This is a genomic window from Streptomyces sp. NPDC001781, from assembly GCF_053596035.1.
The window spans coordinates 275,541-300,866 of the sequence record NZ_JBSFFI010000003.1 but is presented as its reverse complement, the minus strand read 5'-3'; the positions used below and the strand labels follow the sequence as shown (position 1 = coordinate 300,866).

Here is a 25,326-nt window from a genome sequence, read left to right as displayed (position 1 = left end):
TCCGAACCCGGAAGCTAAGCCTCACAGCGCCGATGGTACTGCAGGGGGGACCCTGTGGGAGAGTAGGACGCCGCCGAACTATTTTTGAGGGAAAACCCCCGCACCTTCTGGTGCGGGGGTTTTCTGCGTTCAGGGCCATTTAGAGTCGGGGATATGCGCTACGACCTCATCCTCTTCGACAACGACGGCGTCCTGGTGGACAGCGAGCCCATCTCCAATCGGCATCTCGCCGCCTACCTCACCGAGCTGGGGCACCCGACGACCTACGACGAGTCCATACGGGATTTCATGGGCTCCGCCATGCACCGTGTGCACGACATCGTGTGGGAGCGGACCGGGGAGAAGCTGCCCGCGGAATTCGACGACGTCTTCCACGCGAGGGTGTTCGCGGCCTTCGAGGAGGAACTGCGGCCCGTGGCCGGTGTCGAAGGGGTGCTGGAGAGGCTGGCCGGCGGCGGCGTGCCGTACTGCGTGGCCTCCTCCGGGAGTCACGAGCGGATTCGGGTCGGCCACCGGGTGACCGGGCTGGACCGGTGGTTCGGCGACGACCGCATCTTCAGCTCACAGGACGTCGGCCGGGGAAAGCCCGCTCCCGACCTGTTCCTGTACGCGGCCGAGCGGATGGGGGTGGCCCCCGGGCGGTGTCTCGTCGTGGAGGACTCCCCGCTGGGCGTCCAGGCCGCACGGGCCGCGGGAATGGACGTGTACGGGTTCATCGCGATGACCCCACCCGACAAGCTCGCCGGCGCCACCCGACTCTTCGGCGGCATGGAAGAGTTGGCTGACCTGCTGATGTGACCGCGGCCATCGCGCGGATCTGACGGATGTCATGCCGACCTCTGGACGTTCGTTTCTGTCGGCCGGACCCCGTCGGGCGCGAGGCTGAGGGCATGACGAAGAACACGGGGAACCAGAGGCAGGACACCGGGCGCCAGGACAAGCAGCCCAGCGTGCTGGAGAACTTCAAGCCGCTGCTCATCGACGTGGCGCTGCCCCTCGGGTCGTACTACGTCTTCAAGGAAGCCTTCGGGATGAGCACGTTCGCCGCTCTCGCCTGGAGCAGTGTCGGACCCGCGCTGCGGACCGTGTGGAGCCTGGTGCGGAAGCGGTCGGCCAATGGGCTCGCGTTGCTGATCCTGACCGTGAACGTGGTCGGGCTGGCGCTGAGCTTCGTCTCCGGGGACCCGCGGCTGATGCTCGCCAAGGACGGGGTGGTCAGCAGCACGGTCGCCATCGGCATTCTCGTCTCCGTCGCGCTCGGGCGGCCGATGATGACCGAGGGGATGAAGCCGTTCCTGGTGAAGGGGGACTCCGCCAAGGAGGGGGCCTGGCAGCGGCTCAGCACCGGCGCTGCGGAGAGGTCCGGCGACTTCCGGCGCAAGGAGCGGGCGTTCTCCCTCGTGTGGGGCGTGGCGCTCCTCCTCGAGTGCGTGGCACGTGTGGTGGGGGCTTACACCGTTCCCGTCGACACCATGGTGTGGCTCGGTGGGGTGCTGATGGCTGTGGTGATGGTGGTGACCTTCCTGGTCAGCGGCGCGGTCGCGGTCGTCCCGATGGAAGGTCTGCTGGGCGAGGAGGCCGCGGCGAAGCCCCGCGACCCCGCGGAGAGCGCCGAGCCGGCCCAGGACGGCCGTACCGGGCTGGCCGCCGCGGCCTGACTCTGCTTCTCCCGGCCGAAGATGAGCGCAACTCATCTTTTGCCGGATCTGTTCAGCGCACCGCCCGGGGCCCTACGCTCGCCGCCATGACTGACGTGCTGCGGCGGGGCAGGGCCTCGCTGGCGTTCGGTTTCTTCGTGCAGGGTGTGGCCTTCGCCCTGCTGGTGACCCGCATCCCGGCCATGCAGGACCGGTACGGGGTGTCCGACGGGCTGCTGCCGGTGTTCCTCGCGGCCGTGCCGGTCCTGGCCGGGGTGGGGAGTGTGACGACGGAGCGGCTGGTGCGCCGGGTGCGGCCCAGCCGGCTGCTGCGCTGGTCCCAGCCCGTGGTGCTGCTGGCGCTGCTCGGCGTCGGTGCCGGGGACCAGGTGCTGGAACTTGCCCTCGTGCTGGGGGTGTTCGGGCTCTCCGTGGGGATGCTGGACGCCTCCATGAACATGCTCGGGGTGAGTCTGCAACGGGCTTACGGGCGCAGCATCATGCTCAGTTTCCATGCGGCGTACAGCCTGGGCGGCATCCTCGGGGCGTCGCTCGCCTGGCTGGGCGCGCACGAGGGGTCGACGCTGTGGCTGTCGTATCTCCCGGTGGTGGCCGTGCTGTTGCCCGCGGTGCTGGTGGGGAGCCGGTGGTACGTCGACGGCGAGGCGGAGCCGGCGGAGGCGGGTGAGGCCAAGGGGGTGGCCTTCCGGCTGCTGTTGCCCCTGTGCCTGGTGATGACGTTCGCCTACATCGGGGACTCAACGGTCTCCAACTGGAGTGCGAAGTACGTCAAGGACGTGCTGGGCGGGTCGGAGCAGCTGGCGACCGTCCCCTACAACGTGTACATGGTGACCACGCTGGCGGGGCGGGCCATCGGGGATCTCGGGGTACGGCGGTTCGGGGCCGTGGTGGTGGTGCGGCTGGGGGCGCTGGTGGCGGCCTGCGGGTTCGCGGTGGTGGCGGCGGCGCCGGGGGCGTGGGTGGGGATGCTCGGGTTCACCCTGCTGGGGATCGGGCTGTGCGTGCTGGTGCCGCAGACGTTCGCGGCGGCGGGCAGGCTGTTCCCTGGAGCCTCGGACGCGGCGGTGGCTCGGCTCAACATCTTCAACTACGTCGGTTTCCTGGTCGGTTCGCCGTTGGTGGGAGCGCTGGGGGAGGCGTGGAGCTACCGGGGAGCGATGCTCGTGCCGATGGCACTCGTGCTGGTGGCGACGGTGTACGCCCGGTCGTTCGCGTCCGGGGGCGACCGATACGGTGGCGGGCATGAGCGGCCGCGCACAGTTGATGTGGGACGAGGCAGTAACGGGCTATGACTTCGGCCCGGATCATCCGATGGCTCCGGTGCGGCTGGAGCTGACCCGGAAGCTGGTGGCGGCCCTCGGTCTGGACCGGGAGCTGGAGATCGTCGCGGCCAGGCCGGCCGGGGAGTCGACGCTGCGGCTGGTGCACCGGGAGGACTACATCGACGCGGTGCGGGCCGCGTCGGCGGACCCGGGCGCGGCGGACGGGTCGTACGGGCTGGGGACGGTCGACGATCCGGCGTTCGCCGGGATGCACGAGGTGTCGGCGCTGATCGCGGGGCAGTCGGTGGCCGCGGCCGAGGCGGTGTGGCGGGGCGACGCCGAGCACGCGGTGAACTTCGCGGGCGGGCTGCACCACGCGATGCCGGGCGCGGCGTCCGGGTTCTGTGTGTACAACGACGCCGCGCTGGCCATCGCCCGGCTGCTGGAACTGGGCGTGGAGCGGGTCGCCTACGTGGACGTGGACGTGCATCACGGGGACGGGGTGCAGGCGGCGTTCTGGGAGGACCCCAGGGTGCTGACGGTCTCGCTGCACGAGCATCCCCGGACGCTGTTCCCGGCGACCGGGTGGCCGCAGGAGACGGGTGCCGGTGCGGGGGAGGGGGCGGCGGTGAACGTGGCGCTGCCCGCAGGGACCGGGGACGCCGGGTGGCTGCGGGCGTTCCACGCGGTGGTGCCGGAGCTGCTGGCGGATTTCCGGCCGCAGGTGCTGGTGTCGCAGCACGGGGCGGACACGCACTTCGAGGACCCGCTCGCGCACTTGGCGGTCTCGCTGGACGCGCAGCGGGCGGTGCAGGTGGCCTGCCACGAGCTGGCGCACACCCACGCGGACGGCAAGTGGCTGGCGCTGGGCGGCGGCGGGTACGCGGTGGTCGACGTGGTGCCGAGATCGTGGACGCATCTGGTGGGCATCGCGGCCGGGCGTGAGATCGCACCGGAGACGGTGATCCCGGAGGGCTGGCGGCAGGAGGTGTACGCGCGGACGCGGCAGTTGGGGCCGCAGCGGATGACCGACGGGCGCTGGCCGGTGGGCTGGGCGTCCTGGGAGTCCGGGTACGACCCGGCCGACCGGCTCGACCAGGCCGTGCTGGCCACCCGCCGCTCGGTGTTCCCGCTGCGGGGCCTGCTGGCCTGAGCGGGGTCGAGTAGTCGTTACGCCAACCGTGCGGTCTTCGACCGTTCCGCCTCCGGCCGGCCGCCCGATGGACCACGATCGCACCCGTGTCGGACACCGGTGCCCTGCGCGCGCATCTGCTCGCCGCCCGTCTTGCCGGGGAGGTCGCCACCGCGCGGGAGGACAGCCTCCGCAACTACCGGCTGTTCGCCGCGCGCGACCCCCGCGCGCTGATCGGGATCGATCCCGAGCGGTCCTGGGGGCAGCGTGAGCTGCTCGGGCTGATGGCGGACCGGTGCGGGGTCTCGGCCGATCCGTCGCATACTTCGGGCCGGGACGTGATCGACCCGGAGCGGACGCTCGCCGCGCTGGACGCCTTCGCGCTGGCGATCGCCGGTGCTGCCCGGCGGCGGGTGCCGGTGCTGTTCGGCACCGGGCACCCGCGGCAGCTTCTGGGGTTCTACGCCGCGCTCGCGGACGCGGTGTCGGCGGCGGGATGTGAGATTCTCACCCCCGCGCAGGGTCGCTGTGTCGACATATTGACCCGGTTCGGTCTACGTACGCACCATCTCGACTACGTACGAGGGGTTGCCCTGGTGCGGGAACCGGCGAGCGGGCGCCGGGGTGGTGAGCCGGGTGCGCACAGCCATTCCCCGCTCCCGGTTCGGCTCGCGCTGGCCGCAGCGGCGGAGTCCGGCGGGCCCCTTCCCGGCCTGGTGGTCGGGGATCACGGATGGGTCTGCGGCGCAGGTCAGTTGGGGTTCGAGGCGATCGGCCTGGCCGACTCCGACGACCCCGCGCCGTTCGTCGGGGAGGCGGAGGGAACGGTGTCCGTGGTCGTTCCGCTTGACGACGCCGTACGGTCCGGTCACTACCACCCGCTCACCCGCTACGTACTCAAACGGGCGCGTCTGTCACAGTAGGCCGCCGATGGGGACACCTCTTCCCCATTCGCATCACCCGCCCCTAGTCTGGGGAGTGAGCACGCAACGACGAAGAGTCACCGGAAGGGGAAGCCGGTGGCCGTCGAGTGCGGAAGGTTCAGGTGTGTCATGGCTGATGCAGGCGAGAGGCCGTTGAACGAGGTCCAGTTCCTCACCGTGGCGGAGGTCGCCTCGGTGATGCGAGTGTCGAAGATGACCGTGTACCGCTTGGTGCACAGCGGTCATCTGCCCGCGATCCGGGTGGGGCGGTCCTTCCGCGTCCCCGAGCAAGCGGTTCACGAGTACCTGCGGGAGAGCTACGTGGGGGTGGAAACGGCCTGACGGTGGTCCGGGAGATCCCGGATCAAGCCCTCGATTACGACCACGGCGCTCGGGCGGGTAGGCTGACCCCTCGTAGGTCGTATGGGCCCATGGCGCCCAGCAACCGAGTCATGAGAAGTGAGCGAGGGTAGTCGTGGGCTCTGTTATCAAGAAGCGGCGTAAGCGGATGGCCAAGAAGAAGCACCGCAAGCTGCTCAAGCGCACGCGCGTTCAGCGCCGCAACAAGAAGTAAGCGGCACCGCGCGAAGACGCGTTCCCGGTGGCCCCCCGTCCGACAAGGACGGGGGGCCACCGGCATTTCACCGGCATGTCCGGGTCACCTCCGGGGGACGGTGACCCGATAGGTTGGCCGCACACGGGGAACGCGGACGAGGACGCGGTCCTCGTGCGCGCTCCCGCGAGGTCGGAAGAGAGGCGCTGGTCTTGGGAAAGGTCGTGCTCGTCACCGGAGCCGCCCGGCAGCTCGGCGGCCGGTTCGTGCGGCGCCTCCAGCGGGACCCGGAGGTCGACCGGGTGATCGCCCTGGACGCCGTACCGCCCGCCCACGACCTCGGCGGGGCGGAGTTCATCCAGGCCGACATCCGGCAGCCGGCCGTCGCCCGCGTCCTCGCGGAGACCGGCGCCGACACGGTCGTCCACCTGGACGTGACCGGCACCCCCCTCGGCGGCGGCAACCGGGCCACGGTCAAGGAGACCAACGTCATCGGCACCATGCAGTTGCTCGGGGCGTGCCAGAAGTCGCCCTCGGTCAAGCGGCTGGTGGTGAAGTCCAGCACCAACGTCTACGGCTCCGCCTCCCGCGATCCGGGCGTCTTCACCGAGACCACCCCCGCCAAGTCGCTGCCCAGCGGCGGCTTCGCCAAGGACGCCGTCGAGGTCGAGGGGTACGTACGCGGGTTCGCCCGGCGCCGCCCCGACGTCGCGGTGTGCGTGCTGCGGTTCGCCAACATCCTCGGGCCCACGCCGGACACCCCGCTCGCCTCCTACTTCGCCCTGCCGGTGCTGCCGACCGTGCTGGGCTACGACCCCCGGCTGCAGTTCGTGCACGAGGACGACGTGATCGAGGTGCTGCGGATCGCCTCGCACGAGCCGCGCCGGGGCACCCTCAACAGCGGCACCTTCAACATCGCCGGCGACGGTGTGCTGCTGCTCTCGCAGTGCTCGCGCCGGCTCGGCCGGCCCACCGTGCCGCTGCTGCTGCCCGCGGTCACCTGGGCGGGGTCGCTGGTGCGTACGCTCGGTATGACGGACTTCTCACCCGAGCAGATCCGGCTGCTCACCCACGGCCGGGTGGTCGACACCGGCCAGATGCGCGACACCCTCGGGTTCGTGCCCACGTACACGACGGCGGAGACGTTCGCGGACTTCGCGCGCGGACAGGGTCCCGGGCTGCTGCCGCCCGAGACGCTCGCGGAGGCCGTCGACCGGGTCGCCGTGCTGACCGCCGGGAGCAGGGCCCGTGTCCCGCAGCCCGGCGCCAACTGAGGAGAGCGGCAACGATGGCGGACGCCAAGGTCATTCCGTTCGACGACGACCGGTCCCGCGGGAGCGCGGGGCAGCGGCCGCAGCGCCGCCGGAGCACGGGCGGCCGGCCCGGCGCGGTCCAGCCGCTGCCCACCAGAGGGAACGTCCCTGACGGGGAACCCCCTGCCGTGGAACGTGCGGCGGCCGCCGCCCTGGACCAGCGCGTGGCCCGCGGCCTCGCCTTCCTGCGCCGCCGGCTCACCGGGGACTACGAGGTCGACGACTTCGGGTACGACGAGGAGCTGACCGACCAGGTCCTGATGTCGCTGCTGCGCCCGGTGTACGAGAAGTACTTCCGGGTCGAGGTGAAGGGCATCGAGAACATCCCGGCCGAGGGCGGGGCACTGATCGTCGCCAACCACTCCGGGACGCTGCCGCTGGACGGGCTCATGATGCAGGTCGCCGTGCACGACCGGCACCCGGCCGGCCGGCATCTGCGGCTGCTCGCGGCCGACCTGGTGTTCGCGCTGCCGGTCGTCAACGAGCTGGCCCGCAAGCTCGGTCACACCCTCGCCTGCGCCGAGGACGCCGAACGGCTGCTGCGCCAGGGCGAGCTGGTCGGGGTGATGCCGGAGGGGTTCAAGGGGATCGGCAAGCCGTTCGGGGAGCGGTACAAGCTCCAGCGGTTCGGCCGGGGCGGGTTCGTCTCCACCGCGCTGCGGCAGGGGGTGCCGATCGTCCCGTGCTCGATCGTCGGCGCCGAGGAGATCTATCCGATGATCGGCAACGCCAAGACGCTGGCGCGGCTGCTGGGCTTCCCGTACTTCCCGCTGACGCCGACCTTCCCCTGGCTCGGACCGCTGGGCGCGATCCCGCTGCCGACGAAGTGGACCATCCAGTTCGGGGAGCCGATCCCGACGGACGGGTACCCGCCGGAGGCGGCCGAGGACCCGATGCTGATGTTCAACCTCACCGACCAGGTGCGCGAGCAGATCCAGCACACGCTGTACAAGCTGCTGGTGCAGCGGCGTTCGGTGTTCTTCTGAGTTCCGGCCCGGACAGGAAGAACGGGGCGCCCCCGCTCGGAAGGGGGCGCCCCGTTCTCGTACGCGCTACGGCCTACTCGGCGTCCTTGCCGTCGATGCCCAGGCCGGGCAGGAGGCCCGGCAGGAGCGGCGGCAGGGTGACGTCCGGCTTGCCCGACGGGTTGGCCGACCTGCCCGAGGACGGCGAACCGCCCTCGGAGCCACCGGTCTTCGGCGGGTCAAGCAGACCACCGGTGCTGCCGCCGAGGAGTCCGTCGCCGCTGTCACCGGTGGCGGAGTCGCTCGGGGTGCCGGGGCTGCTCTCACGGTCCTTGCCCGCCGACGGGGTGCCACCGGTGCTCGGGGAGCCCGACCGGTGGCCGCCTGCGGAGCCGGACGGCGCCACGCCGGGACGCTCGCCGCTGTGACCGTCGTCGCCCTTGGTGGCGGGCGACTTGGGCAGCAGGGACTCCAGCGGGGCGACCTCTTCGTCTATGGCGTCGAAGACCGACGAGACCTCGTCCTTCACATCGCCGAGCTGGAGCGGGAGCCGGTCGCTCAGCGTGCTCCACACCTCGCGGTGCGAGCGGGAGAAGGCGGAGAGGGCCTGGATCGGGCCGAGGGAGTCGGGGTCCGCCTCGTAGGCCGCGTGGAGCAGGCGGTGGCCCTCGCTCACGTCGTTCCGCATGCCGGCGAGGGTGCGCCGGATCTCGCCGATGGACTCGTGGTCCAGGTGGCCGCTCCGGTCGCGCTCCATCAGCCTGCGGGCCTCGTTGAGCCGGGTGGAGGCGTGGTCCAGGTACGCCTGGCCGCGCTCCCCGTCGCCCTCGCTCAGGTAGTTGAGCTGGAAGTCCTCGATGCCGCGTTTCAGCCCGTAGAGTGAATCGCCGGGCAGTGCCTCGGAGCTCGCGGCGGCCACTCCGCCGAAGGCGCCGGCGGCCACACCCACGCTGAGGCCGCCCGCGGTGATTCCCTTGGCCAGCCGGGACCTGGGCCGCAGCTTGCCCAGCGGACCGGCCCGGTGCGCACCCCGGCCGGGGGAACGCTGTCCGGGCACCGGCGCCGGAGCCGTTCCGCCCAGGGTGCCCTCCTGGAGCATGGCCTCCATCGCGGCCACCAGTTGGGCCCGCTGGACGACCTTCACCTCCGGGTCGAGCTGGGGCCTGGGCAGCTCACCGAGACCTTCCGCCAGGGCCAGCAGCTCGCCCTGCTCGGATCTGTCCTCGGTCGGCGGTGGTTCCGCCCGGTGTGCGCGCTCGGCCGCCGTGTCCCGGTCGGACTGCTCCTCCAGGGCCTGGGCGAAGGCGTTCGCCCGCCGGTGCGCCGATACGTTCGCAATCACTGGCGGCACCTCCTCTCGTCATGACGGTCGACTCACAGGGAGCCTGTATCCCGCACAACGAGCGGCTCGGCACTTCGGTTACGGAGGACGGGCCGCCGGATCGCAAAACCAACTCACTTTCACCGAGGGTGAGTTGGCTGTCGCTCTGCGTCGCTGGCCGGCCGCTCTCAGCGGGCGTCTTCCGGGAGGAGCCGGGCGAGCGTGCGTACGGCCCGGTACTGGAGGGTCTTGATGGCGCCCTCGTTCTTGCCCATCACCCGCGCGGTCTCGGCGACCGACAGGCCCTGGAGGAAGCGGAGCGTCACGCACTCCTGCTGCTGGGGGTTGAGCCGGCGCACCGCGTCCAGCAGCGCGGCGTTGGAGAGCAACTCCAGGACGGAGTCCTCCGGGGAGCGCGCGACCTCGTTCGCGTCGAGCATCTCGCCGGTGGTGACCTCCAGCCGGAAGCGGCTGGACTTGAAGTGGTCGGCGACCAGGTTGCGGGCGATCGTCACCAGCCAGGCGCCGAAGTCGCGGCCCTGCCAGGTGAAGGTGCCGATCCGGCGCAGGGCGCGCAGGAAGGTCTCGCTCGTCAGGTCCTCGGCGGTGGCCTTGCCGCCCACCCGGTAGTAGATGTACCGGTACACGGTGTCGCTGTACTGGTCGTAGAGGCGTCCGAAGGCGTCGGCCTCTCCTGCCTGGGCGCGTTCGACCAGGTCCATCATGCGGGCGCTGTCACTGTCCGCGGCCGGCCGGCGGGCGGCGGGCGCGCCCGTGGAGCGGGCGCGTCTGCCGACGGCCGCGCCGCGTTCGGCCAGTGCGTAGCACGGACCGAGGGGCGCGGCGCTGGCGCCGGCGCCGGCGAAGGCGGGGACGGTGTGCGCGGTGGGGACGAGGCCGCGCAGCGTGTCTTTGACCGTTGCGACAGTTGCGCGCAGCGTAGCCAGGCCCGAGGCGTCAACCCCGACGTGTGGGTACACGGGACTCCCAGAGGCAGAGCTTCCATCACGTGCAGTGCGGGACCTTTCACCCGTCGTAGCGACGGAGGGTACCGGTTTGCGTCTGAGGAGAATAACGCTTCGTGTAGACCCTGCTACACCCAGTTGCTCAAATCGTCGATTAGGTCGCCTGTGTTAGCGATTGGCGACCTTTCAACTTGCGGAAAGTGATCGCTTATTGATCGAAACTGGGCTGATTTCTGTGAAAGCTGAGGCGTGTTCGAAGGCCGGATGCATAATTCGGGCGCGCGGGAGCCGTGGCCGGATCAGCGGCGGCGGCGGCTCAGGGCGATCGCCGCGGCCGTGCCGCCCGCCACCGCGCCGACCCCGGCGGCCGCCGGGATGCCGACCTTCGCGGCCTTGCGGCCGGTGCGGTAGTCCCGCAGCCGCCAGTCCTTGTCCCGGGCGTGCCGGCGCAGTTTGGTGTCGGGGTTGATCGCGTAGGGGTGGCCGACCAGGGAGAGCATCGGGATGTCGTTGTGGCTGTCGCTGTAAGCGGCGCACCGGGAGAGGTCGAGCCCCTCGGCGGCGGCCAGCGCCCGTACCGCCTCCGCCTTGGCCGGGCCGTGCAGCGGTTCGCCGACCAGGCGGCCGGTGTAGACGCCGTCGACGGACTCCGCGACCGTGCCGAGCGCGCCGGTGAGGCCGAGGCGGCGGGCGATGACCTGGGCGATCTCCACCGGGGCCGCCGTCACCAGCCAGACCTTCTGGCCCGCGTCCAGGTGGGCCTGGGCCAGTGCGCGGGTGCCGGGCCAGATGCGGTCGGCCATGTACTCGTCGTAGATCTCCTCGCCGATCGTCTCCAGCTCGGCCACGCGGTGGCCCTTGACGATGGAGAGCGCCGAGTCGCGGGCCTCCTGCATGTGCTCGGGGTCCTCGACCCCGGCCAGCCGGAACCACGCCTGCTGCCAGGTGAACCGGGCGAGTTCGCGGGTGTCGAAGAACTTCCGCTTGTACAGACCGCGCCCGAAGTGGAAGAGCGCGGCGCCCTGCATCACGGTGTTGTCGAGGTCGAAGAAGGCGGCGGCCCGGTCGTCGCCGAGCACGGGGAACTCCGGTTCCCGCTCGGCGCCCGCGGGTTCCGGGTGTTCCTGCGAGGACTTGCGGGCGGCCTCCGCGGAAGCCTCGCCTGCCAACACGCTCCGCGCCGTGGCGGAGCGCCTACGGGGGGTGAGCCATCCAAGAGCGGCCATGGCGTGAGCATAGCCAGTCCGTCCGGCGGTTCCGGAGCCGAGAGGTTCGGAGTCCGTGAACTCCGGGCATACGCATCGCTCCGGGCAGGGGCCGGGGCGGGGGTGCGGGGCGGGAGAATGACCCGTATGAGTCCCCTCTTCCGGCGCAAGGCCGACCCTCGGGAGCGGCTGGTCACCCTGATCCGCAAGCCCGGCTGTCATCTGTGCGACGACGCGCAGGCCGTGATCGAGAAGGTCTGCGGTGATCTCGGCGTGCCCTGGGAGGGGCGCGACATCACCGAGGACCGGGCGCTGCACGACCAGTACTGGGAGCAGATCCCGGTGGTCCTGGTCGACGGCGAGCAGCACACCTTCTGGAGGGTGGACGAGGGGCGGCTGCGGCGTGCGCTGACCGGGTGAAGGGCGGCGCCGCGGGGGTTCCCAGGGGTGCGAAACGCGGCGAAGGGGTGGCTTTACCCCCAGGTAGGGCCCCGCAACGGGCATGCGTGACCCCGGTCACGTTGGCCGGGCAAATCGGACACCATCTTTGTGCACACGTTCACAAAGACATAGCCTTCTTGTTGACGGGGCGGTCCGGGGAAGCATGACCGCTCGCAGCCCCGCTCTACCCGCAGGAGCACCGTGGCAACTGGCCGAACTCACCGACCGGCGACCCGCAGCCGAGGGATTCCCGAGGCCACCGTCGCCCGGCTTCCGCTGTACCTCCGCGCGCTCACGGCCCTGTCGGAGCGCTCGGTCCCCACGGTCTCCTCCGAGGAACTGGCCGCGGCGGCGGGCGTCAACTCCGCCAAGCTCCGCAAGGACTTCTCCTACCTGGGCTCCTACGGCACCCGCGGTGTCGGGTATGACGTGGAGTACCTCGTCTACCAGATCTCCCGCGAGCTGGGCCTGACCCAGGACTGGCCCGTCGTCATCGTCGGTATCGGAAACCTCGGCGCGGCCCTCGCCAACTACGGCGGCTTCGCCTCGCGCGGCTTCAGGGTCGCGGCGCTGATAGACGCCGATCCCGCGATGGCCGGCAAGCCGGTCGCGGGCATCCCGGTGCGGCACACCGACGAGCTCGAGAAGATCATCGAGGACAACGGCGTCTCCATCGGCGTCATCGCCACCCCCGCCGGCGCCGCCCAGCAGGTCTGCGACCGGCTCGTGGCCGCCGGGGTGACCTCCATCCTGAACTTCGCGCCGACCGTGCTGACCGTCCCCGACGGCGTCGACGTGCGCAAGGTCGACCTCTCCATCGAGCTGCAGATCCTCGCCTTCCACGAGCAGCGCAAGGCCGGCGAGGAGACCGCCTCCGGCGACGGAGCCGTACCCGCCAAGCGCGCGAGCGCCGATGGCCAGGGACCCGACGGGGACGTGCCCGCCGTGATGCCGGCATGAGCCTCCTCGTCGTAGGGCTGAGCCACCGCAGTGCCCCGGTCAGCGTGCTGGAGCGGGCCGCGCTGACCGCGGACGCCCAGGTCAAGCTGCTCCAGGACACCGTCGCCGCCGATCCGGCCACCGAGGCCGCGGTGCTCGCCACCTGCAACCGCATCGAGCTGTACGCCGACGTCGACAAGTTCCACGCCGGTGTCGCCGAGCTCTCCACGCTGCTCGCCCAGCACAGCGGGGTGGGCCTGGAGGAGCTGACGCCGTACCTCTACGTCCACTACGAGGACCGGGCCGTCCACCACCTGTTCTCGGTGGCCTGCGGGCTGGACTCCATGGTCGTCGGCGAGGGCCAGATCCTCGGCCAGATCAAGGACGCGCTCGCCCGGGCCCAGGACCTGCACACCGCCGGACGGCTGCTGAACGACCTCTTCCAGCAGGCCCTCCGCGTCGGCAAGCGCGCGCACTCCGAGACCGGCATCGACCGCGCCGGGCAGTCCCTGGTCACCTTCGGCCTGGAGCAGCTCGCCGCGGGCACCGACGTGCCGGGCTGGGCGCGGGGCCGTACCGCGCTGGTGATCGGCGCCGGGTCGATGTCCTCGCTGGCCGCCGCCACGCTGGCGCGGGCCGGGGTCGGCGAGATCGTCGTCGCCAACCGCACCTTCGAGCGCGCCGAGCGCCTCGCCCGGATCCTCGCCGACGCCGAGGGGGCCACCGCCCGCGCGGTCCGGATGGACGCGGTGGCGGCGGAACTCACACGTGCCGACGTGGTCGTCTCCTGCACCGGCGCGACCGGTCTCGTGCTGACCGCGGACGCCGTCGCCGAGGCCGTCGCCGGACGCACCGGCGGCCCGGCTGCCGGCACGGGCGCCCAGGCCCCGGCCGGGACCGCCGCGCTGCCGCCGGCCGGTGCCGGCACGGACGAGAACTGCCCGCTGGACCTGGCCTCGGTCCAGGGCACGCCCGGCTTCTCGGTGCACGGCGAGGCCGCCGTCGCCGGGATGGACGCGGCCACCCTGGAACAGCACGCCGCCTGGGTGGGCGAGGGCACTTCCCTGCTGGAGCACCGCGAGCACGACGCGGGCGGCCGGTTCACCCCGGAGGCCGACGCCGGGCTGATCACCGCGCTCGCCGAGGCCGCCGCCACCGCGGGCCGCGTCCCCGAGTACCGCAGGCCCGAACCGGTCGCCGGGATCCCGCGTCCCGCCCCGGCCGTGTTCTTCCTCGACCTCGCCATGCCCCGCGACATCGACGCGGCCGTGCACCGCCTGGCCGGGGTGCGCCTGGTGGACATCGAGTCGCTGGCCGAGGCGTCCGCCGACGCCCCGATGGCGTCCGACGTGGACCAGGTTCGGCGTATCGTCTCCGACGAGGTCGCGGCGTTCGGCGCGGCACAGCGGGCGGCGCACATCACGCCCACCGTGGTCGCGCTGCGCACCATGGCCGCCGACGTCGTCGCCGCCGAGATCGCGCGGCTCGACGGCCGCCTGCCCGGCCTGGACGGCCGCCTGCGCGGCGAGATCCGGCAGACCGTGCACCGCGTGGTGGACAAGCTGCTGCACGCGCCGACCGTACGGGTGAAGCAGCTCGCGGCCGAGCCCGGAGGCACCGGGTACGCGGACGCGCTGCGCACCCTGTTCGACCTCGACCCGGAGACGGTCGCCGCCGTCTCGCGGGCCGTGGACAACACAGACGAGAAGGACCGACCGGCATGACTGACAAGGCACTGCGACTGGGGACCAGGCGGAGCAAGCTCGCCATGGCCCAGTCCGGGCAGGTGGCGGAAGCCGTGAGCCGGGTGACCGGCCGGCCCGTCGAGCTGGTCGAGATCACCACCTACGGCGACGTCTCCCGGGAGGCGCTGGCACAGATCGGCGGCACCGGGGTGTTCGTCACGGCGCTGCGGGACGCGCTGGTGCGCGGCGAGGTGGACTTCGCGGTTCATTCGCTCAAGGACCTGCCGACCTCGCAGCCCGGGGAACTCGCGCTGGCCGCCGTGCCGGTGCGGGAGGACCCGCGGGACGTGATCGTCGCCCGTGACGCCCTGAAGTTCACCGACCTGCCCCGCGGCGCGCGCATCGGCACCGGCTCGCCGCGCCGCATGGCCCAGCTCAACGCGTACGCGCGGATCCACGGGCTGGACATCGAGACGGTGGCGATCCGCGGCAACGTGGACACCCGCATCGGGTACGTCCACGAGGGGCGGCTCGACGCCGTCGTGCTCGCGGCCGCCGGACTCAACCGGATCGGCCGGATCGACGAGGTGACCGACTTCCTGTCGGTCGACACGGTCCTGCCCGCCCCCGGCCAGGGGGCCCTGGCGATCGAGTGCGCGGCATCCGACGCGGACCTCGTCGCGGCCCTCGGCGAACTCGACGACCCGCACACGCGGGCCGCCGTCACCGCCGAGCGGTCACTGCTCGCCGCGCTGGAGGCCGGCTGCAGCGCCCCTGTGGGCGCGCTGGCCGACCTCCTGACGGACGGGCCTGTTGTCAAGGAAATGCGCCTGCGCGGCGTCGTCGGCACGACCGACGGCTCGCGGACGGTGCAGCAGTCCACCACCGGTTCCGTGCCCCTGACGCACGACGGGGCGATGGCACTCGGGCGCGAACTCGCCACCGAGATGCTCGCCCGGGGCGCGGCCGGTCTGATGGGGGAGCGAGCACATTGAGCCCCACCGCCTTTCCCGCCGGTCCCGAACACGGGCACGTCACCTTCCTGGGTGCCGGACCCGGAGATCCGGGACTGCTGACTCTGCGCGCCGTGGAGGCGCTGTCCCACGCGGACGTACTGGTCGCCGAGCACGAGGTGCTCGACGTGATCCTCACGCACGCCCGGCAGGGCGTCTCCGTCGTGCCGACGGAGACGGACTCCTCCTCGGACGCGCTTCCGGGCGCACCGCAGCTCACGGTCGTTGACGGCGCGTCAACTCCCGCTGTCGCCCCGGCTCCCGCCCAGGATGCGGCTCATCTTGTCATGGAGGCCGCACGGGGCGGCAGGCGGGTGGTCCGTGCGGTCGCCGGTGATCCGGGACTGGACACCGACGCCGCCGAGGAGATGCTCGCCTGCGCCGCCGCCGGGGTGCCCTTCGAGGTCGTCCCCGGGGTCGCGGCCGCGACCGGTGTGCCCGCGTACGCCGGTGTGCCGCTGCGCGACGCGCACGGTGCCGACGTGCGGTTCGTGGACGCCCGTACCGCCTCCGACCGGTGCTGGACGGAGGTGGGTGCCTCGGACGGCACGGTGGTCGTCTCCACCTCGCTGGACTCCGTCGCGGCCGCCGCGGCCGAGCTGGTGTCGGCGGGCCGCAAGCCGGACACCCCGCTCACCGTCACGATCGCCGGTACGACGACCCGCCAGCGCACCTGGACGGCGACGCTCGGCACGATCGCGCAGACGCTGAAGCAGGCCAAGGTGCTGCCGTCCCCGGACGGCGGACGCCCGGTCATAGCCGTGGTCGGCGAGCGGTCCGCCGCCGGCCGCCGCGACCAGCTCTCGTGGTTCGAGTCCAAGCCGCTGTTCGGCTGGAAGGTCCTCGTGCCGCGCACCAAGGAGCAGGCCGCCTCGCTCTCCGACCAGCTCCGCTCCTACGGCGCGGTCCCGCACGAGGTCCCGACCATCGCCGTCGAGCCGCCGCGCACCCCGCAGCAGATGGAGCGCGCGGTCAAGGGCCTGGTCACCGGCCGCTACGAGTGGATCGCGTTCACCTCGGTCAACGCCGTCAAGGCGGTCCGGGAGAAGTTCGAGGAGTACGGGCTCGACGCGCGTGCCTTCGCGGGCATCAAGGTGGCCGCGGTGGGCGAGCAGACCGCCAACGCGCTGATCGCCTTCGGCGTGAAGCCGGACCTGGTGCCGAGCGGTGAGCAGTCGGCCGCGGGCCTGCTGGAGGACTGGCCGCCCTACGACCCGGTCTTCGACCCGATCGACCGTGTCTTCCTGCCGCGCGCCGACATCGCCACCGAGACCCTGGTGGCCGGGCTGATCGAGCTGGGCTGGGAGGTGGACGACGTCACCGCGTACCGCACGGTCCGCGCGTCGCCGCCGCCGGCGGACACCCGTGAGGCGATCAAGGGCGGCGGCTTCGACGCCGTGCTCTTCACCTCGTCCTCCACGGTCCGCAACCTGGTGGGCATCGCGGGCAAGCCGCACAACGTGACGGTCATCGCCTGCATCGGCCCCGCGACCGCCAAGACGGCCGAGGAGCACGGTCTGCGGGTCGACGTGATGGCCCCGGAGCCCTCCGTCCACAAGCTGGCCGAGGCCCTGGCCGCGTTCGGCACGAAGCGCCGCACGTCCGCGCTGGCGGCGGGCGACCCGGTCACCCGGCCCAGCGAGCGCCGGCCGGGGGCGCGACGGCGCCGGTCGACGACCTGAGTCCTTCACGGCACGAGCGGGGCGCCCCTTGACGGGGGCGCCCCGCTTCGCTTGTTCACGGGCGACCTCATGTGGCTGGCCCTTGGTGTCCAGCTGGCCGGTTGTCTCAAATCCCTTGCCACTGTCGTGTGTTCATGTCATCCTGCAAGGCTTTGCGCATGACATGAGGACCAGAGAGTGGGGGAAAGCATGGTGACGGCGGCATCAGGGAGCCCGTCCGGTGGGGACGCCGATCAGGTCGCGCGGTTGGCGGCGAGCTCAGCCAACTTCGGGCACCTGCTTCAGCACGAGCCGCTGTTGGTGACGCTGGGGTGTGCGGCGGAGTCGTACGTCCATACCGATCCGCACGCGGCCATGGTGAAGGCTCGCCTCTACGGCGAGATCATGGCGCGGCATCTCGTGACCCTGCTCGGGATCACCGTGCCCGGTAACAAGCAGGTCGACCGGATCAACGCCCTGACCAGGGCCGACGTCCTCGTGCCGCAGGTGCGTGGCTGGTTCGAGGCGATCCGTACGACGGGCAATCGAGCGGTCCACGAGTACTACGCCAACGTCCGTGAAGCACTCCAGTCCGTGGAGATGTGCTTCCGTCTCGGCGACTGGCTGCACCGCTCCCTCGACCAGTCCGACACGACCCACAGGGTTTTCCTGGCGCCCGCCCCGTCCGAGGCCGCCCCTGCACCCGCGACCGTCGCCGACCAACAGGAGCTGGACAAGCTTCGCACCGAGCTCGGCGCCTACCGCCGTCGGCTGGAGGAGGCCCGCCTTCGCTACGACGGCAAGCACAGCCGCCTGGAGCGGGAGCAGGCGGCGCGCGCGCAGGCCGAGGCGGAACTGGCTCATGCTGAGAAGGAGCGGGCCGCTCTGCATGATCTGATCGCCGAGCTGAGTGACAAGATCACCGAACTGACGGCTCCGGCCGTGGAGTCCCGTACGGTCGCCCGCCCGCTGGACGGTGCCTCGCAGCGTGACGAGTTCATCGCCCATGCCCAGAAGGCTGCCAAGCCTCCCATGAGCGAGGCGCAGGTCCGTACGGAGCTTGACCGCATTCTCGAGAAGGCGGGCTGGGCCGTCCAGGACGACAGCGCGAAGAACCTTTACGCAGGCCAGGGCGTCGCCGTCCGGGAGGTCTCCACCGCCGTCGGCCGCGCCGACTACCTCCTCTACGTCGACCAGCGCCTGGTCGGAGTCATAGAGGCCAAGCGGGAAGGCGCCGACCTGGAGGCCGCCATGCAGCAGGCCGCCCGCTACGCCACCGGCCTCACTCGCAGCCAGCAGCTCAGCGCTTGGCGCGCCAGCCTGCCCTTCCGGTACGTGGCCGACGGCAACACGGTCCGCTTCCACAACGACCTCGACCCGTCCCCGCGTACCCGTGAGGTCTTCGCGGTGCACCGCCCGGACACGATCGCCCGCTGGGTCGAGGAGGCCGAGGCGGATCCCACGGCGCCGACCCTGCGGGCCCGGATGCGGCGCCTTCCGCAGACCTTCCTCGACTCCAAGGACCTGCGCCCGGCCCAGGAGAAGGCGATCAACGGCCTGGAGCTCTCCCTGGCCAAGGACGACCCGCGCGCCCTGATCCAGATGGCGACCGGCGCCGGCAAGACGTACACGGTGGTCAGCGAGAGCTACCGGCTGCTCAAGCACGCGAACGCCAAGCGCATCCTCTTCCTCGTCGACCGGAACAACCTCGGCACCCAGGCCGCCACGGAGTTCGAGAACTTCGACACCCCGGACGACGGCCGCAAGTTCACGGAGCTGTACGTCGTGCAGCGCATGGCGGGGGACACGGTCCTCGGCTCCGCGCATGTCGTGGTGTCCACCGTGCAGCGGCTGTGGCTTGCCCTGACGGGCCAGGCGGTGCCGAGCGCGGACGACGAGAACGAGGCTCTCGACCGCTACGACCTCGTCGACGAGCCGGTGGCGGTCGGCTACAACCCGGCCCTGCCGCCGGAGTCCTTCGACCTGATCGTGGTCGACGAGTGCCACCGCTCCATTTACGGCAAGTGGCGTGCGGTCCTGGAGTACTTCGACGCGCACCTGGTCGGTCTGACCGCCACCCCGGTCGCTCAGACCTTCGGTTTCTTCTTCCAGAACCTGGTCAGCGAGTACCCGTACGAGCAGGCGGTCGCCGACGGCGTGAACGTCGACTTCGACGTCTTCCGTATCCGTACGGAGCTGGGCGAGAAGGGCGGCACCATCCCGGCGGAGACGGTCGTCCCGATGCGCGAGCGCAAGACCCGGCGGGAGCGGTATCAGGAGCTGGAGGAGGACCTCGAGTGGAAGGCCACCCAGCTGGGCCGCCAGGTCATCAGCAAGGGCCAGTTGAAGCTCGTCATCGAGACGTTCCGCAAGCACATGTTCACGGAGATCTTCCCGCCGGTGGGGGAAGGGGACGCCCAGCGGACGCGTACCCACGTGCCGAAGACGCTGATCTTCGCGGTGGACGACAACCACGCCGACGAGATCGTCCAGATGGTCCGGCAGGTCTTCGGCGAGAGCGACGACTTCTGCAGGAAGATCACGCACGCCGCGAAGAAGCCCGCCGAGCTGATCAAGGCGTTCCGCAACAGCCCCGAGCTGCGTATCGCGGTGACCGTCGACATGATCGCCACCGGGACCGACATCCCGCCGCTGGAGTGCGTGTTCTTCCTGCGGGACGTGAAGAGCTGGGCCTACTTCGAGCAGATGAAGGGGCGCGGCTCCCGGACCGTGGACGCGGCGGAGTTTCAGGCGGTGACGCCTGACGCCGAGGTCAAGGAGCGCTTCGTGATCGTCGACGCGGTCGGCGTCACCGACTCGCCTCGCGTGGACGCGAGGCCGCTGAGCCGGATCTCCGAGCGGAAGATCCCGCTGGAGCGGTTGATGGCCAAGACGGCGGGTCTGGCGATGACAGAGGACGAGGTCGCCACGCTGGCGGGTCGCCTGGCGCGCCTGGATCAGCAGCTCAAGCCCGAGGAGCGGGAGGAGATCGAGGAACTCGCCGGCCGGCCGCTGCGGGAGATCGTCGGCGGCCTGGTCCAGTCCGTCGACCCCGACCAGCAGGAGCGGGCCCGGCGCATCGGCGGCCAGGAGCAGGTGCGGCGGGACATGATGGATGCCCTGAAGCCGATCGCCTCGAATCGCGAGCTGCGGGACCGGCTGATGGCCATGCGCCGGGCCCACGACATCGTCATCGACGAGGTGAGCGTGGACGAGGTGAAGGAGGCGCGCGGCATCACGGCGGACGAGCTGGCGATGCGGCGGGTGACCTCGTGGAAGCAGTACATCAAGGACCACCAGGACGAGATCGCGGCCTTCAACCTCGCATTCAGCGAGCGGCGCGATCCCAAGGAGGTCTACCGGCGACTGAAGGACCTCGCCCGGAAGATCGAGCGTCCCCCGTTCCAGTGGACTCCGGCACGGCTGTACGACGCGTACGTACAGCTCGGCAAGGCGACCCGCCATCCCCGGGGCGCGGCCGGTGTCGTCGACCTGATCGGGCTGCTGCGCTTCGAGTTGGGGCTGGACCAGGAGGTACGGCCTTACCGGGCGCTGGTGGAGGAACGGTACGCCGCTTGGCGGGCCCGGCAGGAGCAGGCGGGGGCGGTGTTCACGGCGGACCAGGTGTGGTGGCTGGACCGGATGGTGGACGTGATCGCCATGGGTGCAGCGATCGAGCCTGCGGATTTGAAGGACGTACCCTTCATTGAGCGTGGCGGTGTGGATGGGTTCCTTCGGGACTTTGGGGCCGATCGCGGGGCTGAGATTTTGAGTGAGCTGGGACGGGAGTTGGGCGCGTGAGCGAGGGCGGTATTCCTTCGGAGGTTCCGAAGGGGTGGGTCCGGGTTCGGCTCGGCGACATTCTCGCTCGCGTCGAGGCGGGTAAGTCTTACAAGTGTGAGCCGCGTCCGGCTTCAGCTGATGAGTGGGGCGTAATCAAGGTCAGCGCTATGACATGGGGCGGCTTCGATGAAGCCGAGAACAAGGCTGTACCTGCAGGGTTTCCTTACAATCCTGCTTACGAGATCCGGCCAGGGGACATTCTGCTGAGCCGAGCGAACACGGCAGCGTATGTGGGAGCGTCCGTGCTTGTGCGTAGCTGCCGCCCGCAGCTCCTTCTCAGCGACAAGAGCCTTCGCCTTGTCCCGGTCGAGGGGATCGACCGAGAGTGGCTGTCCTATGTACTTTCCTCACCGAGAATCCGGGGGCAGATCTCTGAGCGCGCCACCGGTACGAAGGACTCGATGCGAAACATTTCGCAGGGGGCACTCGCGGACATCGAGTTTCTGCTGCCGCCGGTAGAGGAGCAGAGGCGCGTTGTTGCTGCACTCGAAGAGCAACTGTCGCGCCTCGATGCGGCAACCCGTAACGCAGCTAAGGCCGTGCAGGCGGCAGACGCGTTGATCAATTCTATTAGGGCGCAAGCGGTACGTGATCTGTCAGAGCGATTCTCGGTTACCGTGCTTGGTGAAGAGCTAGCAGAGCCGTTGCGTAACGGGCACTCCACGAGGGCTGCTGTTGACGGTACGGTTCGAACGTTGACCCTCACGGCTGTGACCAAGGGGTTGTTCAATGATGCTCACACAAAGCTGACCGCTCCTGACTTGGCGCGCGTTTCCAAGCTTTGGCTGAAGTCGGGGGACATCTTCATTCAGCGTTCCAATACGCCTGACCTCGTCGGTACATCCGCTCTCTATGAGGGATTGGATGACTGGGCAATTTTCCCTGACTTGTTGATTCGGGTCAGGCCCTCTGAGCGGCTTGACCCTCGATTTTTGCATCTCGTGCTGAGCGCGCCCCAAACGCGCCATTACTACCGTTCTCAGGCCAAGGGGCTGGCCGGATCGATGCCGAAGATCGATCAGGAGACGATTCTCAACACCCGTCTTCCGCTACCTGATCTGGAGGTTCAGCGAGAGACGGTCCAGAATGTTGGCCGAGCGGTTGAGCGCGCAAGGCGCGCTGCCGCTACCGCTGAGGCATACCGCGCGAAGTCCGCAGCTCTTCGTCGCTCCCTGCTCGCCGAGGCTTTCGCTGGTCGCCTAGTCCACCAGGAGTCTACTGACGAGCCTGCCGAGGTGCTCCTCGCGCGTATCCGCGCCGAGCGTGAGGCGGCGGGGCGGCACACCACTCGCCGCGCTCCTGCGCGGCGCAAGCGTCAGTCGACAACAGCCTCGACGCCTGCCGCGCCCCCTCTGCCCTCGGCCGACGCCTCCGCTCTGGCGACCGCCACCCAGCCCACCCTCGACCTGGAGATCCCCTCGTGACCACGACCGAGGCCCGTCGGCTTGTCGACAAGCTCTGGAGTTACTGCCACGTCCTGCGCGACGACGGCGTCTCCACCATCGACTACGTCGAGCAGTTGACGCTTCTCGTGTTCCTGAAGATGGCGCACGAGGCGCAGACCCGCCCTCCGATGTTCCGCGAGCAGATCATGCCCGAGGGGTCGATGTGGGAGAACCGGGGCTGGCAGGAGCTGCTGAAGTACGACGGTGCCGCGCTCGAAACCGCATACACCCAGCTCCTGGAAGATCTCGGAAACCAGCTCAAGGGCACCACGTTCCACCTGATCTTCAACGGGGCCCGTAACCGCATCCACGACCCCGCCAAGCTCAAGCGCCTGGTCAAGGACCTGATCGACAAAGAGAACTGGTCGGGTCAGAAGACCGACATCAAGGGCGACGCCTACGAGGAACTGCTTGCCCGTGGTGCGGAGGACGTCAAGTCGGGCGCGGGGCAGTACTTCACGCCCCGCCCTCTGATCCAGGCCATCGTCGACTGCGTTCACCCGACCCCGGACGACACGATCACCGACCCCGCCTGCGGCACCGGCGGCTTCCTGCTCGCCGCTGCAGAACACCTCCTCCACGAATACGGCAACCAGCTCACCCCCGAGCAGCGCGAGCGCCTCAGCAACGGCGGTATCTGGGGTACCGAGCTGGTCAGGAACACCGCACGCCTCGCCGCGATGAACCTCTTCCTTCACGGCATCGGGCAGCCGCTCGGAAACGCGCTGGTGCACACCACCGACGCCCTCGCCGCGCCGCCCGCCAAGCGCGCGAGCCTGGTCCTGGCCAACCCGCCCTTCGGCAAGAAGTCGTCCATCACCGTCTACGGCGACGACGGTTCCGCCGCCCGAGAGGCGATCGCCTACGAGCGGCGCGACTTCTGGGTCACCACGACCAACAAGCAGCTCAACTTCATGCAGCACATCGCCTCGCTGCTGGAGATCCACGGCCGAGCAGCAGTCGTCGTACCCGACAACGTGCTCTTCGAGGGCGGTGCGGGCGAGACCATCCGTCGGCGCCTGCTCAAGGAGTACGACGTCCACACCATGCTGCGGCTGCCCACCGGCATCTTCTACGCGGGCGGCGTCAAGGCCAACGTCCTGTTCTTCGAGCGCAAGCCGGCCCGGCCCAACCAGCCCTGGACCGAGAAGCTTTGGGTCTACGACTTCCGGACGGCCCAGCACTTCACCCTCAAGCAGAACCCGCTCACCCGAGCCTCTCTTGAGGACTTCGTGCAGTGCTACCGCCCGGACGAGGACCGTTCCAAGCGCGTCGAGACGGAGCGCTTCAAGGCGTTCACGTACGAGGAGCTGGTCGCCCGCGACAAGGCGAACCTCGACATCACCTGGCTCCGTGACCCGAGCCTCGACGACGCGGACAACCTGCCCGCACCCGAGGTGCTGGCCGCCGAGATTGTCGAGGATCTCCAGGCCGCGCTGGAGGAGTTCGCCGCGATCGCTGAGACGCTTCAGCAGGCTCGCGAGCAGAGCACCGATGCGGAGGAAGTCTCTGACGAGGACTGACAAACACGCCTCAGGGCCGCGCCAGTGGACTCGGGCGCGGCCCTTTAGGCGTTCCCCGTGTCAGCGTGGGGAGATGTGCGGCAGGAAGGTGGCCCACGCCGCGGGGGTGAGGGCAAGGCGGGGGCCGTCCGGGTTCTTGGAGTCGCGGACGTGGATGGTGGCGGGAGCGGCTGCGATCTCCACGCAGTCGGGGCCGTCCGCAGTGCTGTAGCTGCTCTTTATCCACCGCGCTTCGGTGTCGGGCATCTCGATGAGGGTCACGTCTCTCCCAGCGCTTTCTCGATGAACGTCATCGACTCCTGCGGGCTGAGGGCCTGCGCCCGGATGACTCCGTAGCGGATGTCGAGGACCGTCGTTTCTTTGGGGTCGGTCATCACTCGGCTGCTGAGAGGCGCTTCGCTGAAGGCCACCGTAGTGCCGTTTTTCAGCTTGAGGAGGCGGAACGAACCATCCGTTCCCGAGTTCTCCTCACGGCCCAGGGGCAGGATCTGGAGGTCCACGTTGCGCCTCCTCCCCGTCTCCAGCAGGTGTTCGAGCTGGTGTCGCATCACCATCTTGCCTCCGATGGGCCTGCGAAGTGTCGACTCGCATTGGACGAAACTGAAGGCCGGGCAGCCCACTTGGGGGTCCAGGATCTCCTGGCGTGCCAGCCGGGCGGTGACGCGCCGCCCCACTTCGTCCTCGCTGAAAGCGGGCCGACGGCTACTGAACACCGCCCGCGCGTATTCCTCCGTCTGCAACAGCCCTTGAATCACCGAGTTGTTGTACGCGCCTAGCTCGACCGCCTCCGCCTCCAGGCGTTTCAAGTCCCGTACCTTCTTCGGGTACCGGGCCTCCGCCACGTCCCGCTGCATGGCGGCGATGCGGCCATCCGCTTCTAGTACTCGGTCGGCCGCGTCCAGGTACTCCGGGCGCGGAATTCGCCGTCCCTGCTCCACGGAGGAGACGAGGTCCTCGCCGTAACCGATGGCCGTGGCGAAGTCGGCCCGGGTGAAGCCGGCTGCCTCGCGCCACAGCTTCAACTGGCGGCCGACCGCCCGGATGACCGCACCGGACTCGTCGTCCTCCAGCTCCGCGTCCCAGTTCCTCACGCTCGCCGTCCCTTCGTGCACTCCCTGTGCCCAACGGGGCTTTTTCACAAGGTACGCAGGGGTGAACACGCTGGGTGACGTGATTCGGTGAAATCGCCTCAGCCGTCGGCCCACCGACGCCAGGGAGTCCGTAGGGCGGTCGAGTGGGAGCCGGGGCCGCGGGACGTAAAAAGACCAAAGAACCCGGGGAAAGAACCTACCTACCGAGCCAAACCCCGAGTCGATCACTCGGCCGGGTGAAATGGCGTGAACGGGCTGGCGTGGCGCAGCCGTTGGGGTGCACTCTCAACCCGAGGCGTTGACGCGCCTGAACAACCCCACACATGCTTCGGCCCCCGCCGGGACGGCAATCCCAGTGCGAGGGCCTGACCAACGAGGAAGAAGAGAC

The 25,326-nt window shown here is 70.1% G+C and carries 21 protein-coding genes, 1 rRNA gene and 1 pseudogene; 18 read left to right on the top strand and 5 right to left on the bottom strand.

What is annotated here, in order from left to right; all coding sequences use genetic code 11:
- The 10 genes and pseudogenes from rrf to ACWCV3_RS04550 form a co-directional block, all read left to right on the top strand.
- A 5S ribosomal RNA gene (rrf, locus tag ACWCV3_RS04595) occupies positions 1 to 79 on the top strand; the annotation flags it as partial.
- A 74-nt stretch (positions 80 to 153) separates the two neighbouring features.
- A complete protein-coding gene (locus tag ACWCV3_RS04590; protein WP_451218216.1) occupies positions 154 to 798 on the top strand; it encodes an HAD family hydrolase in 645 nt (214 codons plus the stop codon).
- A 92-nt stretch (positions 799 to 890) separates the two neighbouring features.
- Positions 891 to 1,658: a VC0807 family protein gene (locus ACWCV3_RS04585; RefSeq protein WP_451218213.1), complete on the top strand. Its 768-nt coding sequence runs from the start codon at positions 891 to 893 to the stop codon at positions 1,656 to 1,658.
- Positions 1,659 to 1,726: 68 nt separating this feature from the next.
- Positions 1,727 to 2,950, top strand: a pseudogene (locus ACWCV3_RS04580) (MFS transporter); the annotation flags it as partial.
- On the top strand, positions 2,901 to 4,073 hold the full coding sequence (locus ACWCV3_RS04575; RefSeq protein ID WP_451218210.1) for an acetoin utilization protein AcuC: 1,173 nt from the start codon (positions 2,901 to 2,903) through the stop codon (positions 4,071 to 4,073). The pseudogene ACWCV3_RS04580 and the gene ACWCV3_RS04575, both read left to right, overlap by 50 nt.
- A gap of 86 nt (positions 4,074 to 4,159) precedes the next feature.
- Positions 4,160 to 4,975: a phosphatase gene (locus tag ACWCV3_RS04570; protein ID WP_451218207.1), complete on the top strand. Its 816-nt coding sequence runs from the start codon at positions 4,160 to 4,162 to the stop codon at positions 4,973 to 4,975.
- Positions 4,976 to 5,104: 129 nt separating this feature from the next.
- The gene (locus tag ACWCV3_RS04565) at positions 5,105 to 5,317 is read left to right on the top strand and encodes a helix-turn-helix domain-containing protein (RefSeq protein WP_451218204.1); all 213 of its coding nucleotides are present in this window, start codon (positions 5,105 to 5,107) and stop codon (positions 5,315 to 5,317) included.
- Positions 5,318 to 5,450: 133 nt separating this feature from the next.
- On the top strand, positions 5,451 to 5,549 hold the full coding sequence (locus tag ACWCV3_RS04560; RefSeq protein ID WP_003948845.1) for a 30S ribosomal protein bS22: 99 nt from the start codon (positions 5,451 to 5,453) through the stop codon (positions 5,547 to 5,549).
- A gap of 191 nt (positions 5,550 to 5,740) precedes the next feature.
- Entirely contained in the window at positions 5,741 to 6,802 is a 1,062-nt protein-coding gene (locus tag ACWCV3_RS04555) for an NAD-dependent epimerase/dehydratase family protein (protein WP_451218201.1), read from the top strand.
- A gap of 14 nt (positions 6,803 to 6,816) precedes the next feature.
- A complete protein-coding gene (locus tag ACWCV3_RS04550; protein ID WP_451218198.1) occupies positions 6,817 to 7,827 on the top strand; it encodes a lysophospholipid acyltransferase family protein in 1,011 nt (336 codons plus the stop codon).
- Between the two features lie 73 nt (positions 7,828 to 7,900).
- On the opposite strand, the gene ACWCV3_RS04545 is transcribed toward ACWCV3_RS04550, so the two are convergent.
- The 3 genes from ACWCV3_RS04545 to ACWCV3_RS04535 form a co-directional block, all read right to left on the bottom strand.
- Positions 7,901 to 9,148, bottom strand: coding sequence for a DUF5667 domain-containing protein (locus tag ACWCV3_RS04545; protein ID WP_451218195.1), 1,248 nt, complete (start codon positions 9,146 to 9,148; stop codon positions 7,901 to 7,903).
- A gap of 167 nt (positions 9,149 to 9,315) precedes the next feature.
- A complete protein-coding gene (locus ACWCV3_RS04540) occupies positions 9,316 to 10,107 on the bottom strand; it encodes an ECF subfamily RNA polymerase sigma factor, BldN family (protein ID WP_451218192.1) in 792 nt (263 codons plus the stop codon).
- 284 nt (positions 10,108 to 10,391) lie between these two features.
- Complete coding sequence (locus tag ACWCV3_RS04535; protein WP_451218189.1) at positions 10,392 to 11,318, bottom strand: HAD family hydrolase; 927 nt, start codon at positions 11,316 to 11,318, stop codon at positions 10,392 to 10,394.
- Positions 11,319 to 11,444: 126 nt separating this feature from the next.
- Between ACWCV3_RS04535 and ACWCV3_RS04530 the strand changes: the two genes are divergently transcribed.
- The 8 genes from ACWCV3_RS04530 (at position 11,445) to ACWCV3_RS04495 (ending at position 23,847) form a co-directional block, all read left to right on the top strand.
- A complete protein-coding gene (locus ACWCV3_RS04530) occupies positions 11,445 to 11,717 on the top strand; it encodes a glutaredoxin family protein (protein ID WP_451218186.1) in 273 nt (90 codons plus the stop codon).
- 222 nt (positions 11,718 to 11,939) lie between these two features.
- On the top strand, positions 11,940 to 12,698 hold the full coding sequence (locus ACWCV3_RS04525) for a redox-sensing transcriptional repressor Rex (protein ID WP_130331179.1): 759 nt from the start codon (positions 11,940 to 11,942) through the stop codon (positions 12,696 to 12,698).
- The gene (locus tag ACWCV3_RS04520) at positions 12,695 to 14,401 is read left to right on the top strand and encodes a glutamyl-tRNA reductase (RefSeq protein ID WP_451218182.1); all 1,707 of its coding nucleotides are present in this window, start codon (positions 12,695 to 12,697) and stop codon (positions 14,399 to 14,401) included. The genes ACWCV3_RS04525 and ACWCV3_RS04520 overlap by 4 nt, the downstream gene beginning before the upstream one ends.
- A complete protein-coding gene (gene hemC / locus ACWCV3_RS04515; RefSeq protein ID WP_451218179.1) occupies positions 14,398 to 15,357 on the top strand; it encodes a hydroxymethylbilane synthase in 960 nt (319 codons plus the stop codon). The genes ACWCV3_RS04520 and hemC overlap by 4 nt, the downstream gene beginning before the upstream one ends.
- Positions 15,354 to 17,057 (top strand): uroporphyrinogen-III synthase, encoded by a 1,704-nt coding sequence (locus ACWCV3_RS04510; RefSeq protein WP_451218176.1) that lies wholly within the window; start codon positions 15,354 to 15,356, stop codon positions 17,055 to 17,057. Before hemC ends, ACWCV3_RS04510 begins: the two co-directional genes overlap by 4 nt.
- A 246-nt stretch (positions 17,058 to 17,303) precedes the next feature.
- A complete protein-coding gene (locus ACWCV3_RS04505; protein WP_451218173.1) occupies positions 17,304 to 20,837 on the top strand; it encodes a DEAD/DEAH box helicase family protein in 3,534 nt (1,177 codons plus the stop codon).
- Positions 20,834 to 22,303: a hypothetical protein gene (locus ACWCV3_RS04500; RefSeq protein ID WP_451218170.1), complete on the top strand. Its 1,470-nt coding sequence runs from the start codon at positions 20,834 to 20,836 to the stop codon at positions 22,301 to 22,303. The genes ACWCV3_RS04505 and ACWCV3_RS04500 overlap by 4 nt, the downstream gene beginning before the upstream one ends.
- Positions 22,300 to 23,847: an N-6 DNA methylase gene (locus tag ACWCV3_RS04495; protein WP_451218167.1), complete on the top strand. Its 1,548-nt coding sequence runs from the start codon at positions 22,300 to 22,302 to the stop codon at positions 23,845 to 23,847. The genes ACWCV3_RS04500 and ACWCV3_RS04495 overlap by 4 nt, the downstream gene beginning before the upstream one ends.
- Before the next feature lie 60 nt (positions 23,848 to 23,907).
- On the opposite strand, the gene ACWCV3_RS04490 is transcribed toward ACWCV3_RS04495, so the two are convergent.
- Both ACWCV3_RS04490 and ACWCV3_RS04485 read right to left on the bottom strand, forming a co-directional pair.
- A complete protein-coding gene (locus ACWCV3_RS04490) occupies positions 23,908 to 24,093 on the bottom strand; it encodes a DUF397 domain-containing protein (protein WP_391239484.1) in 186 nt (61 codons plus the stop codon).
- A gap of 11 nt (positions 24,094 to 24,104) precedes the next feature.
- The gene (locus ACWCV3_RS04485; RefSeq protein ID WP_451218163.1) at positions 24,105 to 24,938 is read right to left on the bottom strand and encodes a helix-turn-helix domain-containing protein; all 834 of its coding nucleotides are present in this window, start codon (positions 24,936 to 24,938) and stop codon (positions 24,105 to 24,107) included.
- Between the last annotated feature and the right edge of the window lie 388 nt (positions 24,939 to 25,326).